Source organism: Loigolactobacillus iwatensis, from assembly GCF_003950295.1.
Taxonomy (GTDB): Bacteria; Bacillota; Bacilli; order Lactobacillales; family Lactobacillaceae; genus Loigolactobacillus; species Loigolactobacillus iwatensis.
Genome location: NZ_RHNP01000018.1, coordinates 1 through 14,734 on the forward strand (window position 1 = coordinate 1; position 14,734 = coordinate 14,734).

Annotated in this window: 15 protein-coding genes; 9 read left to right on the forward strand and 6 right to left on the reverse strand. The window is 38.9% G+C overall.

From position 1 onward, the window contains the following. The first annotated feature begins 1,141 nt into the window (after nt 1-1,141). Nucleotides 1,142-1,504, forward strand: coding sequence for a MerR family transcriptional regulator (locus EKM98_RS06035; RefSeq protein ID WP_164512662.1), 363 nt, complete (start codon nt 1,142-1,144; stop codon nt 1,502-1,504). Nucleotides 1,505-1,506: 2 nt separating this feature from the next. Next, nucleotides 1,507-2,151 (forward strand): NAD(P)H-binding protein, encoded by a 645-nt coding sequence (locus EKM98_RS06040; RefSeq protein ID WP_125981274.1) that lies wholly within the window; start codon nt 1,507-1,509, stop codon nt 2,149-2,151. A gap of 341 nt (nt 2,152-2,492) precedes the next feature. Here the strand turns inward: EKM98_RS06040 and EKM98_RS06045 are convergent, their stop codons facing one another. From EKM98_RS06045 to EKM98_RS12290, 4 genes are all read right to left on the reverse strand, one after another. After that, the gene (locus EKM98_RS06045) at nt 2,493-2,855 is read right to left on the reverse strand and encodes a rhodanese-like domain-containing protein (RefSeq protein WP_125981276.1); all 363 of its coding nucleotides are present in this window, start codon (nt 2,853-2,855) and stop codon (nt 2,493-2,495) included. Next, on the reverse strand, nt 2,848-3,390 hold the full coding sequence (locus EKM98_RS06050) for a MarR family winged helix-turn-helix transcriptional regulator (RefSeq protein WP_225418532.1): 543 nt from the start codon (nt 3,388-3,390) through the stop codon (nt 2,848-2,850). The genes EKM98_RS06045 and EKM98_RS06050 overlap by 8 nt, the downstream gene beginning before the upstream one ends. 455 nt (nt 3,391-3,845) lie before the next feature. Beyond that, a complete protein-coding gene (locus EKM98_RS06055) occupies nt 3,846-4,448 on the reverse strand; it encodes a DUF554 domain-containing protein (RefSeq protein WP_263853842.1) in 603 nt (200 codons plus the stop codon). Next, complete coding sequence (locus tag EKM98_RS12290; protein WP_404802941.1) at nt 4,378-4,578, reverse strand: DUF554 family protein; 201 nt, start codon at nt 4,576-4,578, stop codon at nt 4,378-4,380. Before EKM98_RS12290 ends, EKM98_RS06055 begins: the two co-directional genes overlap by 71 nt. Before the next feature lie 440 nt (nt 4,579-5,018). Here EKM98_RS12290 and EKM98_RS06060 point away from each other — a divergent pair, with 440 nt between their 5' ends. The 5 genes from EKM98_RS06060 (at nt 5,019) to EKM98_RS06080 (ending at nt 10,511) form a co-directional block, all read left to right on the forward strand. After that, entirely contained in the window at nt 5,019-5,960 is a 942-nt protein-coding gene (locus tag EKM98_RS06060; protein WP_125981279.1) for an alpha/beta fold hydrolase, read from the forward strand. Between the two features lie 589 nt (nt 5,961-6,549). Then, a complete protein-coding gene (locus EKM98_RS06065) occupies nt 6,550-8,370 on the forward strand; it encodes an AAA family ATPase (RefSeq protein WP_125981281.1) in 1,821 nt (606 codons plus the stop codon). Nucleotides 8,371-8,388: 18 nt separating this feature from the next. Further along, a complete protein-coding gene (locus EKM98_RS06070; RefSeq protein ID WP_125981282.1) occupies nt 8,389-8,970 on the forward strand; it encodes a hypothetical protein in 582 nt (193 codons plus the stop codon). A 216-nt stretch (nt 8,971-9,186) separates the two neighbouring features. Beyond that, entirely contained in the window at nt 9,187-9,582 is a 396-nt protein-coding gene (locus EKM98_RS06075; RefSeq protein ID WP_125981284.1) for a hypothetical protein, read from the forward strand. Between the two features lie 275 nt (nt 9,583-9,857). Then, nucleotides 9,858-10,511 (forward strand): SDR family oxidoreductase, encoded by a 654-nt coding sequence (locus EKM98_RS06080; RefSeq protein ID WP_125981285.1) that lies wholly within the window; start codon nt 9,858-9,860, stop codon nt 10,509-10,511. A 341-nt stretch (nt 10,512-10,852) separates the two neighbouring features. On the opposite strand, the gene EKM98_RS06085 is transcribed toward EKM98_RS06080, so the two are convergent. Continuing rightward, nucleotides 10,853-11,062 carry a helix-turn-helix domain-containing protein gene (locus tag EKM98_RS06085; protein ID WP_125981287.1) on the reverse strand — a complete coding sequence of 70 codons (210 nt, stop codon included), beginning with the start codon at nt 11,060-11,062 and terminating at the stop codon, nt 10,853-10,855. A 9-nt stretch (nt 11,063-11,071) separates the two neighbouring features. Continuing rightward, nucleotides 11,072-11,551, reverse strand: coding sequence for a DUF2975 domain-containing protein (locus tag EKM98_RS06090; RefSeq protein ID WP_125981289.1), 480 nt, complete (start codon nt 11,549-11,551; stop codon nt 11,072-11,074). 293 nt (nt 11,552-11,844) lie between these two features. Here EKM98_RS06090 and EKM98_RS06095 point away from each other — a divergent pair, with 293 nt between their 5' ends. Both EKM98_RS06095 and EKM98_RS06100 read left to right on the forward strand, forming a co-directional pair. Beyond that, nucleotides 11,845-13,614, forward strand: coding sequence for a CocE/NonD family hydrolase (locus EKM98_RS06095; RefSeq protein WP_125981292.1), 1,770 nt, complete (start codon nt 11,845-11,847; stop codon nt 13,612-13,614). A gap of 130 nt (nt 13,615-13,744) precedes the next feature. Then, nucleotides 13,745-14,653, forward strand: a complete 909-nt coding sequence (locus EKM98_RS06100) for a LysR family transcriptional regulator (protein WP_125981294.1) — start codon at nt 13,745-13,747, stop codon at nt 14,651-14,653. Nucleotides 14,654-14,734: the final 81 nt, after the last annotated feature.

Genomic DNA, 14,734 nt, shown 5'->3' on the forward strand with positions numbered 1-14,734 from the left:
TGTAAATTCAAGGGCCCAAAAAATCCTGTTAATAGTTTACCACTTTGTAAACTATCAACAGGAAAAAGTATAGAGCCATAAAAAAATAAGATTTTAAACAAGTTCAGCCCTGTAGTAACCCGTTAAAAGGTTATTGCAGAGCTGTTTTTTGTTTAAGTAAAAATGATATAAAATGATTGAAATTGGTTATTATCCGGTACATTAGACGGTACATTTTAATTTGCCCGTTTTGTACCGTCTATAACTTTGAGGCTGGTTTTATTTCATTAAAAAGGGTAATGGTCACTGAAAAATTAAATGGCCATTACCTTTTCTATTTTGCGTGTGCCTTAAATGAGTCTATAAAAATGGACCAGTAATAGAGTGAATGCTATTTACAGAGTCAGAAGGTATTCTCGAAAAAATAATTTTACCGCTATTTCTACCGGATTCTGGGCTAAAATCGGCCATCCAATCGGTCTGTTTTATAAATTACAAGTTATGTTCAATGACGATCAGGGTATTTTGCCTAGTTAATATATTGTCGACGGCGGATAAAAGTCCATTCACGTCTGAATTGCTTAAGCCTGTGGTGTGTTCATTAAGAATAATCGATTTATTTCTGAGATTGAGATTTAAAGATAATTTCAATCTTTGCAATTCACCTCCAGAGAGTGAGCTTGTGGTCTGGTCCAAGGTCAAATAATTGAGGCCGATTTGTTGTAAGGTTAGGAGTGGACCTGCAATAGTTGAATTGGACCTAAAGAGATTAAAAGCCTGATCCACATTCATATCCAAAATATTTTTTGGCCCAAAGTATATTTTAAAACCTTAGGATCATATTTACAGCCTTGACAATATTCACAAGTGCTAACGCTATCGTCTGGAAAGGTCATGTTGATTTTGACACAGCCTTTTCCACTAAATAATCCCTACCCAACCTTATTTTATTAACTATAGTACGCCCTAAATTATACCTAAAAGACTGTTACCCTTGGGCATCAAAGCCTGTCAAAATACAGTAAATAAAAATATTGGTTAGGCGTATATTCTTTACCATCTGAATGAGCCAATTTTGGCGACTGGCCGGTGAATGTAAAAAGATCCTTGCGCTCAAGTATACTTGAGGTAGTAGAATGTTTAGTCGAGGAGGACTTTTATTATGCGAATATCCAGAATTGCCAAATTAACTGATACACCAATTTCCACCATTCGTTATTATGATGATTTGGGGTTGTTGTGTTCAGTGCAACGTAATCAACAGCGGCAACGAGAATTTAGCGAAGAAGATGTGGTGTGGTTGAAAAGATTAAAGAAGTTGCATGCCAGTGGTTTAACGCTAAGAACGTTGGCACGATACGTTTGTATTTCAGATCAAGATAAAAGTGCTCGCATTAAAAGACAGAAGTTGTTGTTACAACAAAAAGATAGAATTTCGGCCGATATTGAAAAATTAACGGATGCATTGAACGTGATTGATGCCGAGATTGAGGCTCCAACATTTTTTACAAAAATAGGAGGATAGTTATGGCGGTTTTAGTAATGGGTGGAACGGGTAAAACTGGATTTCAAATTGTAGAACAGTTAGTAAACAAAAAAAGAAAAGTTATAATTGGTAATCACAGCGGAAAAAGTAAGTTAGCGGTATCTCAATTAAATGTGAATCTTCGTAAATTTGATTTGATTAAAGAAGATGTGAGCCAGATTGCTAGTAAGTTAGGCGATGTTGATGTGATTATTTTTGCTGCAGGGGCCAGTCAATCCCATCCGGAACAGGCTGAGTGGTTGGATTTAGATGGGGCCGTTAAGCTCATGGACGCCGCAAAAGAAGTTGGGATCAAACGCTACTTGATGGTCTCTGCTGCTGGAGCGGCGGATCGGGCAACCTGGAACATTTATGATATTCCTGAATATTATATTGCTAAATATTACGCGGAAAAAGAACTCAAAAATAGTGGGTTAACTTATACCGTAGTACGGCCACCAATCTTATCTGATGGCCCGAAAACCGGGAAAGCTTCGTTAAGTAAGACGGGAAATAATGAGATTATTTCACGAGCCGATGTCGCAAATATGGTAGTTTTATCCATTGATGATGTTAGGGCATTAAATCGTTCGTTTGACCTGTATAGTGGGATTGAACCAATGGATGACTTATTAAATCGGTTATAGCTAAAATATGCCCGCCACTTTTAATTGATAACTGTGAATATATTACGGTAAATAAAGTGTTTAGTTAATATTTCTCCATCATTCTCTTCAGTTGGTTTGATGTTATTAACTATGCTGATTAAATACTTTAACAACCACCAAATCGTCTGCCTCACAGATACTTCGTTAATCTAGATTGTGATTTGGGCTTCGATTTATTTTAGTCCGATCGATAACCTTAGTAATGATGCTCGGAACCTGGGCACTCCCGTTAGGCGCGTGAACTTAGACTTTTAGTGCACGTTCTAGAGTAATACTCGAAAAGGGAAAAAGGCTGGGACTTTTGTCCCAGCCTTTTTTTCTTAAAGCTTTTCAATTGGTAAATTCATACCCTTCCAGCCTTCAAGGGCACCAGCTAACTCATATGCTTCAAATCCGTTTGAAAGCAGGATTAACAGGGCCGTTTTTCCGAGTGTTGTTCCGCCAGTCCAGTCGTAAACGACGTATTGCTTATTCTTATCAAGTTCACCCAAATGTTCGGTTAAATCCTTCGCCGGCATTGCAAGGGCGCCCTTAATCTGATCTTGCTTTACTTGAGCAGGTGCATTTCGAACGTCTAAAATGACGTAGGGGGAATCTGGTTTCTCTAAACTGTTAAGTACCTGATGATGGTCAATGTAAAGACTAAGGTAGGTTTTTAGTAATTCGATTTTTTTGTTATTCATCGTGCGCGGACTCCATTTCTTGTTTTAAATTTTGAGTTCCAAGTTTTATTTTTTGAAAAAGTGAAAATAGTTGTTGAATTTCACTAGCAGACAAATTAGCCATAATCGTATTTACCGCGTCAAAGTTTTTAGGTAAGAAGGCCTTCAAAATTTGTGCTCCCTTAGCGGTCATTTGAATGGTTACGCTTCGTTTATCAACTTTTGAATGCTGCTTGGCGACTAAACCATCCTTTTGCATGTGGTTGACAAGTTTAGTGATTGTTGCTCGTGAACTACCTAATCGATCTGCCAACTCGGAAGGGAGATGGGCGTGATTAGGGGCCTTCTCTAAAAACATTAAAATGATAAATTGCGATTCAGATAAGTGAAACTGACCAAGCAGTTGGTTGTACTGTTGCTGCATGGTTCGGTAAGTCCATTGCAGTTCGAGAAATAAACCAACCATCTGGGCATTGGCCGTGTTCTCATCCGTAAATTGCTCTAATGTTTGTTGAATTCGATGCTGGTTTGGTTTGTCATTAAATGTGAAATCCAATATTAATAATGCTCCTTAAAATTTAATTAGCCGGCTAACTATATTTTAAGTATAATAATTCTTTCGGTAAAGTCAATCAAAATATTAAATTATTTTACTTTTTGGGGGTGCTCAAATAAGTAACGTTGGCCGCTTTTTATTAGTTTCAATTGAAAAATTGTCATACAGTCTATTCTTTCATTGAATTTTGCGTAACTAAACACTAAGTTTTGATTGATAAATACGTCAATCAATATTTCTCTGACTAATTTATTCTAAAAATATTTGAAGAGGTCGATTCCTATATTTATAAACTAAGTCCCGACAATTTTGGGTACTTCAAATTATCGAGGCTCAGTTTATTTTAGTTGTAAAGGCCATTTTTGTTACAGTAAGTTAGTTACTTTGTATCCGATTGAAATCAAATGTTTGGCCTGATTTTTATTGAGCCATGAAGTTATATGTAATTGCTTTAATCAAACGTATGCCACATACAGCACAACCACAATCAGCGCCGGCAACATATTGGCCACCCGAATTTTCATATCAAAAAGCAGGTTCACCCCAATACAAAAAATCATCATTGAACCAACTAACGAAATCCCGTTAGTCATGGCAGTTGATAGAAATTGATTGATTAATACTGCTAATAATGTGATTACCATCTGAAAAATAAAAACAGGTAACGCACTGAAAATAGCGCCAAGGCCAAAAGCTGACGCATAGATGGCCACAATCACGGCATCTAAAATTGCCTTTGTAAAAAGCATGGTTGGATCATGCTGCAGTGCATCTTGCAATGGGCCGATGACGGCCATTGCCCCCACGCAAACGGTTAATGAGGCACTGACAAAGCCGTCCACAAATTTAGAATCATTAGCAGAACCAACGTGCCGCCGTAACCATTTACCAAATTTGACGAATTGACTGTCAATGTCGATTAACTCGCCAATTAAAGTCCCTAGTACTAGTGAGATGGTGGCCATAATTGTTCCGGTTGTACTAATTTTAGTTCCGTGAATCACCAAAATTTGGGCCAGCGCACCTGCAAAACCAATAAAAATTACGGCAACGGCCAATAGCCTGCATAATTGCCGTTTTCAGCTTTTCATTGAGTAACCGTTGAAAGATGTACCCAATAATACCGCCACCGACAATTGCGCCTGTGTTGACGAAGGTTCCAGTTCCCACTATGTAAATAACGCTCACTCCCTTTAACTAATAGCGTTATTATACTATACCGTTTGGGATATGGTTTAAAGGCACCACTAATAGGTACCGAAAGTTACAAGGAAAGCGACTACCAAACGAGAATGGAATCGTTTGACCATTGGTGTGATAATAGTGGTGGTTATTGTTAACGGCATTGCCATTTGGCGGCAGGGATTAACTAGTTTTACATCTGGGCTAATGGTTGGTAGCATTTTGTGTGGTGTTTTAATACTGAAATGGGTTCACAATGACGTAGATAAGCAGAAAGAATAATTTATAAATTGTTTTATCAGTGTTAGGCTTCTGAAGTAGAGCCAATCTGACCGATTGATGGCAAAGGATTGGGGCCGTTCACTATTTTTAAGACCTCATTTTATTGTATAATAGCTGGTGTATACAGAAAGGTTTTCTAAAATAAATGGATGGAGGTCATTAACATGACGCAACCAATATTGGATCACGAAAGCAATGTCTTTAAGCAGGCCGAGGCGGCGGAAACAAAACTGCTCAGCGATTACGGGCTGAAGGGTGAAAATCGCTGGCTGACGTATCAAGGCCTTCAAGTACGAATCCTAATTATTGGGGAAGGCACTCCAGTTTTAGTGGTTCCAGGAAATACTGGTGACCCATACCCGTGGATTCCACTGTTTTCTAAACTACCTGGTTATAAATTTTACGTAATGGCACGTCCAGGTGGCGGCCTAAGTGATGGTATGGATCACAATCAAGTGGAAGTCCACGATTTTGCCATCAATCTATTCACTAGTGTATTGGATCAACTAAAATTGGATCGGGTCCCACTGCTTGCTCACTCGATGGGGGCCCATTGGAGTACTTGGTATGCGTTGGCCCACCCGGAGCGGATTACGCAAGTGATCACAACCGGTAATCCAGGCCGCATACTAATGGACAAAACACCAGGATTCTTGAAGGCGATGGCACTACCTGGTGTATCAAAATTGGCGGATAAACTTGTAGTGCCGAAAGATGCTGATCACGCATTGCGCAACCAGAAGTTGATGGGAACTGATCCGGATGCTGTGGCTAAACTGCCGCATTCATTCGCTGAAGCAACTTTTGCTTTTGATCAGTTGCCAAATTTTGGCTTGTCCACTATTAGTTTGCTGCAGGCAATGAACGATCCAAAGAAACATAATGGAATTACTGCTGAACAGCTCGCAACATTGCAAGTTCCTATGACCTTGTTGTGGGGCAGTAATGATACTTTTGAGAAACCTGAACTGGGAGAAAAGATTGCCCAAGCGTCCCCCCATGGTAGGTTGGAAGAAATCAAAGGAGCAGGTCACATGCCGTGGTTGGATCGGCCGGAAGAGGTTGCTAGCATAATTTTGAAACAATTGGCGGCTGTAGCGGAATGAGATTAGATCTGTAGTGTGGTTGTTTTCGGTGATAAATTTGAAAAATTGACTTAGATTGCTAATGTTCTAAAAAATTGAGTACAATATCTTATGAAATATTGATTCAGTGGCATTTTAGAATATAATAAAAATATGAATTAGCTAAAATATGAGGTTTTTATAACAAAAATACTCGTCAAGATTTGGACTACACGCATATGTGCGGCCAGATTTTGACGGGTGTTTTTGTATGGCAATTAGCAGGAGTGAATAGATAAGTAATTGAGTTCCGTTTTTTGTTCAACTGATTACTGTCTTTCAACTATGATTTAGGTCTTTATACCGGTTGATAAAGTATACCGAATGAATTGCAGAAGCACAGCTTTAATGTAAATAATAATTGACTTGTTGATAGTGAATACTTATATTAAAATTAGTGAAGTGCTTAAAATTTAATGAAAAGATTAGGGAAATATAGTCCAAAGTTATTGTCGCGATTATGTGCTCCGACTTATTAAGTCTGAACTGTTGCGGTAAATATGGCCTAAATTTACTCAGTAAATTATCATTTTTAGGTATAAAAGAATAGTCACTATATGTGGGGGACAACATGCAATATAAGATTGGTAGACTGTTAGGTAATAAGCCTAAGGAAGCCGCCTTTATGGCGATAGAGAATAAACTGCAAAACGGCGATACCGTGGTACTGAATTCAGATATTATCGATTCCGTCACGATTAATGCGGCCATTACGCTTGATGGTCAGGGGCACACGTTCCATGTTGAGGATGAAACAGTAGGAATTAATTTACATAATCATTGCCAAATTGTGAATTGTAATTTTGACATTGGTGAAAAGGCAAATGGTATTTCGGTTAGAGAAACAGGTATAGAGTTGTCCTTGCAAGACTGTACATTACTACATCACTCGGGCGATAATGTTTATGAGTCGTTATTTATGAAGTCGCCGCTACATAAGTTAATGGTAGATAACGCAAAGATTGATTATTGCACGTTGAATACAAAACAAATAGAAGGTTCTACTCTGTACTTGGGACATTCGGATCTTCCTAGATTCAATCTCGGATTTCGAGAAAATAGTAAATGGTCGGCAACTGAAATAAATGTTGCTAATCTTTATGCCGTAAATATAAACGCGGCAATTTATGGCAAGATTCAGACGTTGAATGCCCTAGACGTTAGCTTATTTACTTATGGTCGGCAGATTACTATCGCTAATTTCACGATGGATCTGGGACTTGATCCTGAACAAGCTATCACTGATAAGCAGATCTATGGGTTAAAGATATTTGGCAATACGACGCTAAAGAATGTCTTTAGTTCTGAAGCAGATCAAAAATTGCTAGACAGATACGGTAAAGTTGCCCAGTTGTTTATAATTAATCCAAAAGATGCGGGGACTATTGTCAACATAAGTGGTGACTGGCGGATAGCAAACAACTGGTTAAATCAAATTTGGAACGGTAACGTTAATTTTATAAACTATAAAGATGTTAATCAGTGGCGTTTTAAGAGCGAAGAATCAAAAATTACATGGAAAAGCAGTAATTTTAGATACAAAAAAGATTATACGCCGAAGCCTAAACAAAAATCGGCACAAGAGAAGCTTGACGAGATGATTGGTCTCGAAGATGTGAAGAAGAAGGTTAAGGCTTATATTGCTACCAGCATTGTCAACAAGAAACGTAAAGAACTGGGGCAAAATGTTGCTGCGAATAGTTTACACTTAATTTTTAGCGGTGCAGCGGGGACGGGTAAAACACAGGTGGCACGGCTCCTGGCACAAATTCTATCTGACAATGGGATCATTAAAAAAGCAGAACTTAAAGAAGTCACCGCAAAAGATATGGTGGCGGAATATCTTGGCCAAACATCACTAAAAACACACAAATTAATTCTATCGGCTAAAGGTGGCGTCCTCTTTATTGATGAAGCATACGAGTTAGACCCAACTAGTGAAAGTGATGGGTATAAGAAAGAAGCCATCACTACTTTAGTCAAGGATATGGACGACTATCGTTCAGATTTAATCGTGATCATGGCCGGTTATACTGCCGAAATGGAACATTTACTACAAGCAAACTCAGGGTTACCCAGTCGGTTTGTCAATAAAATTGAATTTCCTGATTATAGTGAACAAGAGTTGATCGAGATTTCTAATTTGCAGTTGAAACAGCAGAAACAAAGGCTTGATGATGAAGGTCTTCACGAACTTGGAACCTTCATTAGCCAAGCAAAGAAGGCCGAAAAGGTGGATGGTAATGGTCGCTGGGTCCGGAACGTTTTGCAATTTATCGGCCAGGCCCGCGATCTTAGGATTGTGGCTGATGGTTCAGTGGACTCAAATCCAGAGGCCCTCAACATGATTACCGCCGCGGATGTACGTGAGGGGATTGTAAACTTTAAATAAAAGAGGAGTGGACGAAGAATGGCAACTGGGAAAGTTTATCGCCATGCTGATGGTACAGAAGAATTTGTGGAGGATACGGATACTGGTGGGACAGGTCTGGCAGTTGGTTTAGTGATTTTAATTTTTGCACTGCCAGTTGCAATCCTATGGTGGATTTTATTTCATGTTTCCAAAAAGCGCTACGGCTGGATTCACCACTCACTCAGTAAGTTTAAGCGAGTTGTGCTGTTATTATGGGCAACGGCGCTGTGGTGGACGGTATTGTCTGTTTCGATGGACTCTTGGATGAATAGTTCTAACGTATCAAATCCTGCTATGCACACCCACACCGCACAGGGTTCTGCTTTCGTGGGGTATAGCGTTATTGCTCTTTTACTGATTGGTTTTAATTACTTCCGATTAAAATCGAAAGGCTTGAATCCTTGGAGTGGAACGCGCAAAGTTCGTTCGAAATCGGTCACACATGCCATTGGGATGGCGGTGCTGATTCTTTTGATAGCGTTCAGTATCTTGAGCTTTTTCATGGGTTTAACTGCCTCAATTGGTATTGCGCTGATCATTGCACTTATTGGTTATTTTTTGATTGAGAATTTCTTGTAGTGTACCGACTAAAAATAATGAAGTGTCCCACTCTTAGTAGACTTGGCTGTTGAATAGGGGGCACTTCATATTTGTCTAATGGGAAAAGAGTTCTATATCCTTACTGCAAAAAGCGTTGTATTTTGATGGAAAATAAATGATTTCTATGCATACATTACAACAAAGCTAAACACTTTCTGAATTAACCGACAAACAATTGGAAAAGGATGGTCAAATATGTTTAACTATGACGAATATTTGAAAAATCAGGATAGTTTATCCTTCGAAGAAGCAGTCGCTATTTACAATGAAATAATGAGGAGCGCTGATATCAATGATTCGACCTTTAAAGAGTTATGGAATGATGTAATAGAAAGTGCTAGCAAATATATACAAATTCGGAATGAATGGCTTTTCTTATCACAAGGTGAGAAAGTGGCAAAGGATTCTTTACGCACGGCGCAGCATAATTCGTTTATGGCAACCTTGTCTCCACTGGAAAGATACGTGGAAATGCAAAGTTGGGATACGACATGGGTTGCTGACCTAGGCAAAATCGAAAATGAAAACAGAAAGCGACTTGGCGATTTTGCAGGCTATTTACTGTGTATAGGCTCGTTAAAGGCGCGCTAAGATCAATGTGCCGCTAAACTTGCAATCTACGTTAATGCAATAACTAAATCAAAATATTTCACCAGTGAGTGTAAATTCACTGAACGGTTAATCTAAATTCTTATTTTTTCTTGCTATGGAGTACACACGATGGTTTACACTACAGTCGTAGTCGAAATAAAAAGAACTACTGGCCTTGAGAAAAGTGGATTTTTTAAGGTGATCAGTAGTGAGACGAAAGAAAATAATGGTTATCATCATTATTTTTATTATTCTTAAAAATGGAGGAATTTAAAATGACCAAAAATGTTTTAATTATTGCAGCCAATGGGCAAATCGCTCGGCTAGTTGAAGAACGAATTTTGAATGAAGATAAGTTTGCCGATGTTCGCTTGACGCTTTTCTTACGTAATAAGTCTCGGTTGTCTAATCTGGCCAACAATTCACGTGTTACATTGGTTGAGGGCAGCTTGGATAGTTTAGACGATCTCAAGCAGGCGGTTGAGGGCCAAGACATTGTCTTTGTTGGAGTGGTGGATCACACTAGTGACAACCATCAGACGCAAAACGTTGTTGCCGCAATGCAGGCCGCTGGTGTTAAACGGTTAGTCTACACTAACGTACTGGGTATTTATGACGAAGTACCTGGTGCTTTTGGCAAGTGGAATCAACAAACGATTGGTGCGGGATTGTCGTCGGCATTGAAGTCCGATCAAATCATGGAACAATCAGGATTAGATTACACAACACTGCGTTTGCCTTGGTTAAATGATCGTGAAGTTAAGTATGAGATCACCCATAAAAATGAGCGGTACCTTGGTGTTTCGGGTTCACGGAAAAGTGTTGCCGATGTTGTTTTACGAATAATTACTGAACCAGAATTTCTGAAAAATGATAGTGTTGGGATTGCTGATCCGGCAACCCAAGGAGAAACTCAACCAGTTTATTAAGGCAACTGATAGACTGATTTGTGGTTTAAATTTACTCACTTTTTTACTTATATAATTAGGGGAGTTCGGCCCTTAGAGATACATTGTACAAAAATAATAGCCGCAAAAGGTTAGACTAAATATGAAGCACCTCATAATCACTAGACTTTTGTCTAATAATTATGAGGTGCTTCAATGTCTTACTTTTTGAGGTTATTTTTAGTAAATTCGATAATTTAGCAATCGTGCCTTAAATTCGGCTGTTAAGTGTCTTAGCAAAATTATCGCCAATAATTGCATTACCTGCAACAACAGCATTTTTACCCAGTGGCGCCAAGCAAAATAGCGATCCGGACATTATTTTACTTAGGTGCGCGATATTCGAGAATGTCTCCGGGCTGACAATCTAAAGCGGCACAAATCGCCTCTAGTGTAGAAAAACGAATTGCTTTGGCCTTGCCGTTTTTTAAAATGGAAAGATTGGCCATGGTGATGCCGACGTGCTGCGATAACTCGGTAACGCTCATTTTACGTTTGGCCAGCATGACGTCTAGATTAATAATTATTGCCATAGGCGCACCTCAGACCGTTAAGTCGTTTTCGCGTTTTAACGCGATGGCATGAGTTAATAGTTTTTGTAAAACGGCAGCGAAAACTGCAATTGTACCGGCGGCAATCGCGAACAGGCAACAAACAACAATGATTCCAGGGGCCTCTTGCTCTTGCGCGGCGAGGTAGGACATGGGTAAGCCGAGAAAATACAACCCGCTCATTACTGCCGCACTCACTTTAATTCTACGTAAGGCGTGAATCGACAACTCGGAAAAGGCACTGTCGTTGTCAATGTAACTGAGCAGCAACAAACCTTGCCATAAGGCAACATAAAATGCCGCGGCACTAGCGTATAAGCCAATCGAAGTGGCAGCATACATTAATTTAAGGTTCCAGTGCGGGGCCGTAATCGCGCTAGAAACTAAGGGCAGTGCCACGATACATAGCCCTAAAACGAATAAGGCCATTAAATAAATTACGGATTTAAGAAAAAGTGTTTCACGTTTCATCAGCGTTCACCTCATAATTAAGTTGATTTTATTTTACCATAAATTTATCGTTTATCAATAAAAATATATTCTTTTTCAATATAATTATTGCGCTGATGACAGTTTTAACTAGTGGTTTAGTGACTTAATTGAAAGAATTTAATAAGGGTAACTTTAGTTCGTGCTATTCATTTTATAAATAACACGGTATTCATAAAATGAGTATCCAGAAAAACGATTGTACTTCTACAATGTTGGCCGATATACTTCAAAGTAGTTAATCACTTAGACATATTTAATTGGAGGTAATACGAATGACAGCAAAAATTACTGAAAAAATGAAATTTAGCCCATCTTTTGATTACATTGATAATGGCGTTGAACATGGTGTTCTTAGTCCGTTTGAAACAAAAGAAATGATTTTAAAAAAGGGTCAACAAATTGCTAAAGGATTCAAACCATTGGCTTGTGATATTAAAATGTTAAAGGACGTCCCGGTTAAATTACGCGATGGCGTCACAATTTATACAGATATTTATCTACCAACGACTGGCGAAAAGGTACCAACATTGATTGCTTGGAGTCCTTATGGTAAGAGCGCTGGTACGGCACCACGTTACGTCAATCTTTTCAATATGCTTGGGATGGGCGAAAAATGGAATTCAGGTTTAACTAAGTTTGAAGCGCCAGATCCTGCCTATTGGGTATCGAAAGGCTACGCTGTTTGTAATCCTGACATGCGTGGTATCGCCCATAGTGAAGGTAATACAACTATGCTCGGTTCACAAGAAGCAGAAGATGGCTACGACTTAATTGAATGGTTGGCCGCCCAATCATGGTCTAATGGCAAAACTGCATTGACGGGTACATCTTATCTGGCTTTTTCTCAATGGTATATTGCCGCCGCAAAGCCGCCGCATTTAACTTGTATTAATCCTACTGAAGGACTTGCTGATGGGTACCGCGATTTGGCCTATATTGGCGGTATTCCAGACGAAAACTTTATTGAACGTTTGGCGGTTAATCATGTTAGTGCAACTGGCGCAAAACGTGAAGATTTGACGAAGGAATTGCAGGCCGAACCTTTAGCGTCAGCTGATATTTGGCAAGATAAAGTTGCCCATCCAAGTGAAATTACTGTACCTGCTTTTGTTATTGCCAGCTATTCAAATACTTTGCACACAATGGGAACATTCCGTTCGTGGCGGACATTAGGTTCAAAGGAAAAATGGCTTCGAATTCATGATCGGCAAGAATGGCCATATTATTACGATGAAGCTAATACCGAAGAATTACGTCGTTTCTTTGATTATTATCTTCTTGGCAAAGATAATAACTGGCCAGATACACCTAAAGTTCGTTACACGGTCATTGATTTTGAAGGTCATAATAAAACTGATATACCAGCCGCTGCATTTCCACCGGCCGGTAGCAAAAATACGCGTTATTACATGAATGGTTTAGCACGAACATTGCAAGATCAGCCTGAAGCAAAAGATTTTCCCATTAAATATGTGGCGGGCGGCCTTCCAGGACGGACTTCGTTCCAAATGACCTTTGCTAAAGATACTCAGTTTGTCGGCTATCCTAAAGCGAAACTTTTCATGGAAGTTGACGGTTATAATGATATGGATGTCTTTGTTTGGATTCAAAAGCTGGATAAATTTGGTAATGTTTTAAGTGAATTTGTCGTACCTAATCACGGTGCCGCCCTCCAAGATTTCACGCAAGAAGGGGCATCTGCACTTCGTTATAAGGGTGCGTGGGGTCGTTTACGCGCCTCAGTGCGGCACCTGGATGATCAAGTCGCAACCGATGAGATTCCAGCATACACGTTTGATCGAGTAGAAAAACTTGAAAAAGGCGAAATTGTTTCATTAGACATCGTTCTAAGTGCTATTGGCTTGGAATACAAAGCGGGTGAAACGTTAAGAGTTGTTGTCAGCTCTAAAGATGAACTTGGTGGTGTAATGCCTGGAACACCAGGTGGTCAGGTTGATAATAAAGGTGTGCACATTCTTCATACTGGTGGCGAATATGCTTCATACCTTCAATTACCATTAATGACAACTCCAGCAAATTAGTAGGCCGCAAAAATCTACTTTTTAAGTACGTTATTGTTAAATAAATAATAGATATTGTCGAACTAGTGTGTTTGTAGTAACTTTAAGCTAAAGTTACTACAAACATATTTTTTTGGAATGGAGCTATCTATTGAAGCTATCAACGTTAAACTATTTTGTTGCGGTTGCGACTGAGAAAAGCTTTACTAAGGCTTCAGAAAAGCTTTTCATCTCGCAACCAACGTTAAGTAGACGAATTCAGGAATTAGAAACTGAATTAGGCGTCACATTATTTATTCGCCAGAGCCACGCACTAAAATTATCGCGTGAAGGTGAAAGATTTTTAATTGAAACAACAGATGTTTTAGAACGAGTTGATCATTTAGCGCACATGTTTGACCAGCAAACAAACTCTGGACAGACGGCAGTCATTTTAAAAATTGGTTATTTACCAAATTTTAATTTGGGGCACATGTATAAATTGTTGGATCGTTTTAAAGCTGAGCATTCAAATGTTCAATTTTTAATGAATCAGGATATACCGCTGAATTTAGCAGACGGTCTCGATGATGGGCGCTATGATTTGGTTTTTGGACTAACTTCTTATTTTAAGACCAACAAAAATATTAAGAAGTCGCTCTTTATGAAAAATCATTTACAAATTGCAATACCAATTCAGCACCCACTAAGTCAGCGGCAAAATATAGTTTTTGCTGATTTAAAGCAGGAAACGTTTATTTTACTTGAAAGACAGCAGTCGCCAGTGATTGTGGATTACGTTATTAATCAAGGCCTTAAAAATGGGTTTAACTTAAAGGCAAATTATTACGTCAAGGATCTAGATGAAGGGCTGTCCATGGTTTCAATGGGGAAGGGATTGGCCTTTTTATATTCAGGAATGAATGATGGCACGTTAGAAGAAAAATATCACATCAAAATTAGTGATTTAGAAAACGTTGGCCGCGATCAAGATATTATTAGTGCCATTAATAAAAGTAATGATAATAAACTTCTTCAAGAACTGTTTGCATTTATAAAAAGGAATTCATCTGAGTTGTAAGCAATTTGGCACAACCTGAATTGTTGCTTTTGGGTTAGATTTCAATTACGTAGGATCAGACAGTGATGAGTTAATTGTTTA

What these genes read in the sequence shown, in the direction of transcription:
- EKM98_RS06035 (WP_164512662.1), top strand. Translation starts at nt 1,142, where the DNA reads ATGCGAATATCCAGAATTGCCAAATTAACTGATACACCAATTTCCACC.
- EKM98_RS06060 (WP_125981279.1), top strand. Translation starts at nt 5,019, where the DNA reads ATGACGCAACCAATATTGGATCACGAAAGCAATGTCTTTAAGCAGGCC.
- EKM98_RS06075 (WP_125981284.1), top strand. Translation starts at nt 9,187, where the DNA reads ATGTTTAACTATGACGAATATTTGAAAAATCAGGATAGTTTATCCTTC.
- EKM98_RS06045 (WP_125981276.1), bottom strand. Translation starts at nt 2,855, where the DNA reads ATGAATAACAAAAAAATCGAATTACTAAAAACCTACCTTAGTCTTTAC.
- EKM98_RS06090 (WP_125981289.1), bottom strand. Translation starts at nt 11,551, where the DNA reads ATGAAACGTGAAACACTTTTTCTTAAATCCGTAATTTATTTAATGGCC.
- EKM98_RS06070 (WP_125981282.1), top strand. Translation starts at nt 8,389, where the DNA reads ATGGCAACTGGGAAAGTTTATCGCCATGCTGATGGTACAGAAGAATTT.
- EKM98_RS06095 (WP_125981292.1), top strand. Translation starts at nt 11,845, where the DNA reads ATGACAGCAAAAATTACTGAAAAAATGAAATTTAGCCCATCTTTTGAT.
- EKM98_RS06085 (WP_125981287.1), bottom strand. Translation starts at nt 11,062, where the DNA reads ATGGCAATAATTATTAATCTAGACGTCATGCTGGCCAAACGTAAAATG.
- EKM98_RS06065 (WP_125981281.1), top strand. Translation starts at nt 6,550, where the DNA reads ATGCAATATAAGATTGGTAGACTGTTAGGTAATAAGCCTAAGGAAGCC.
- EKM98_RS06080 (WP_125981285.1), top strand. Translation starts at nt 9,858, where the DNA reads ATGACCAAAAATGTTTTAATTATTGCAGCCAATGGGCAAATCGCTCGG.
- EKM98_RS06040 (WP_125981274.1), top strand. Translation starts at nt 1,507, where the DNA reads ATGGCGGTTTTAGTAATGGGTGGAACGGGTAAAACTGGATTTCAAATT.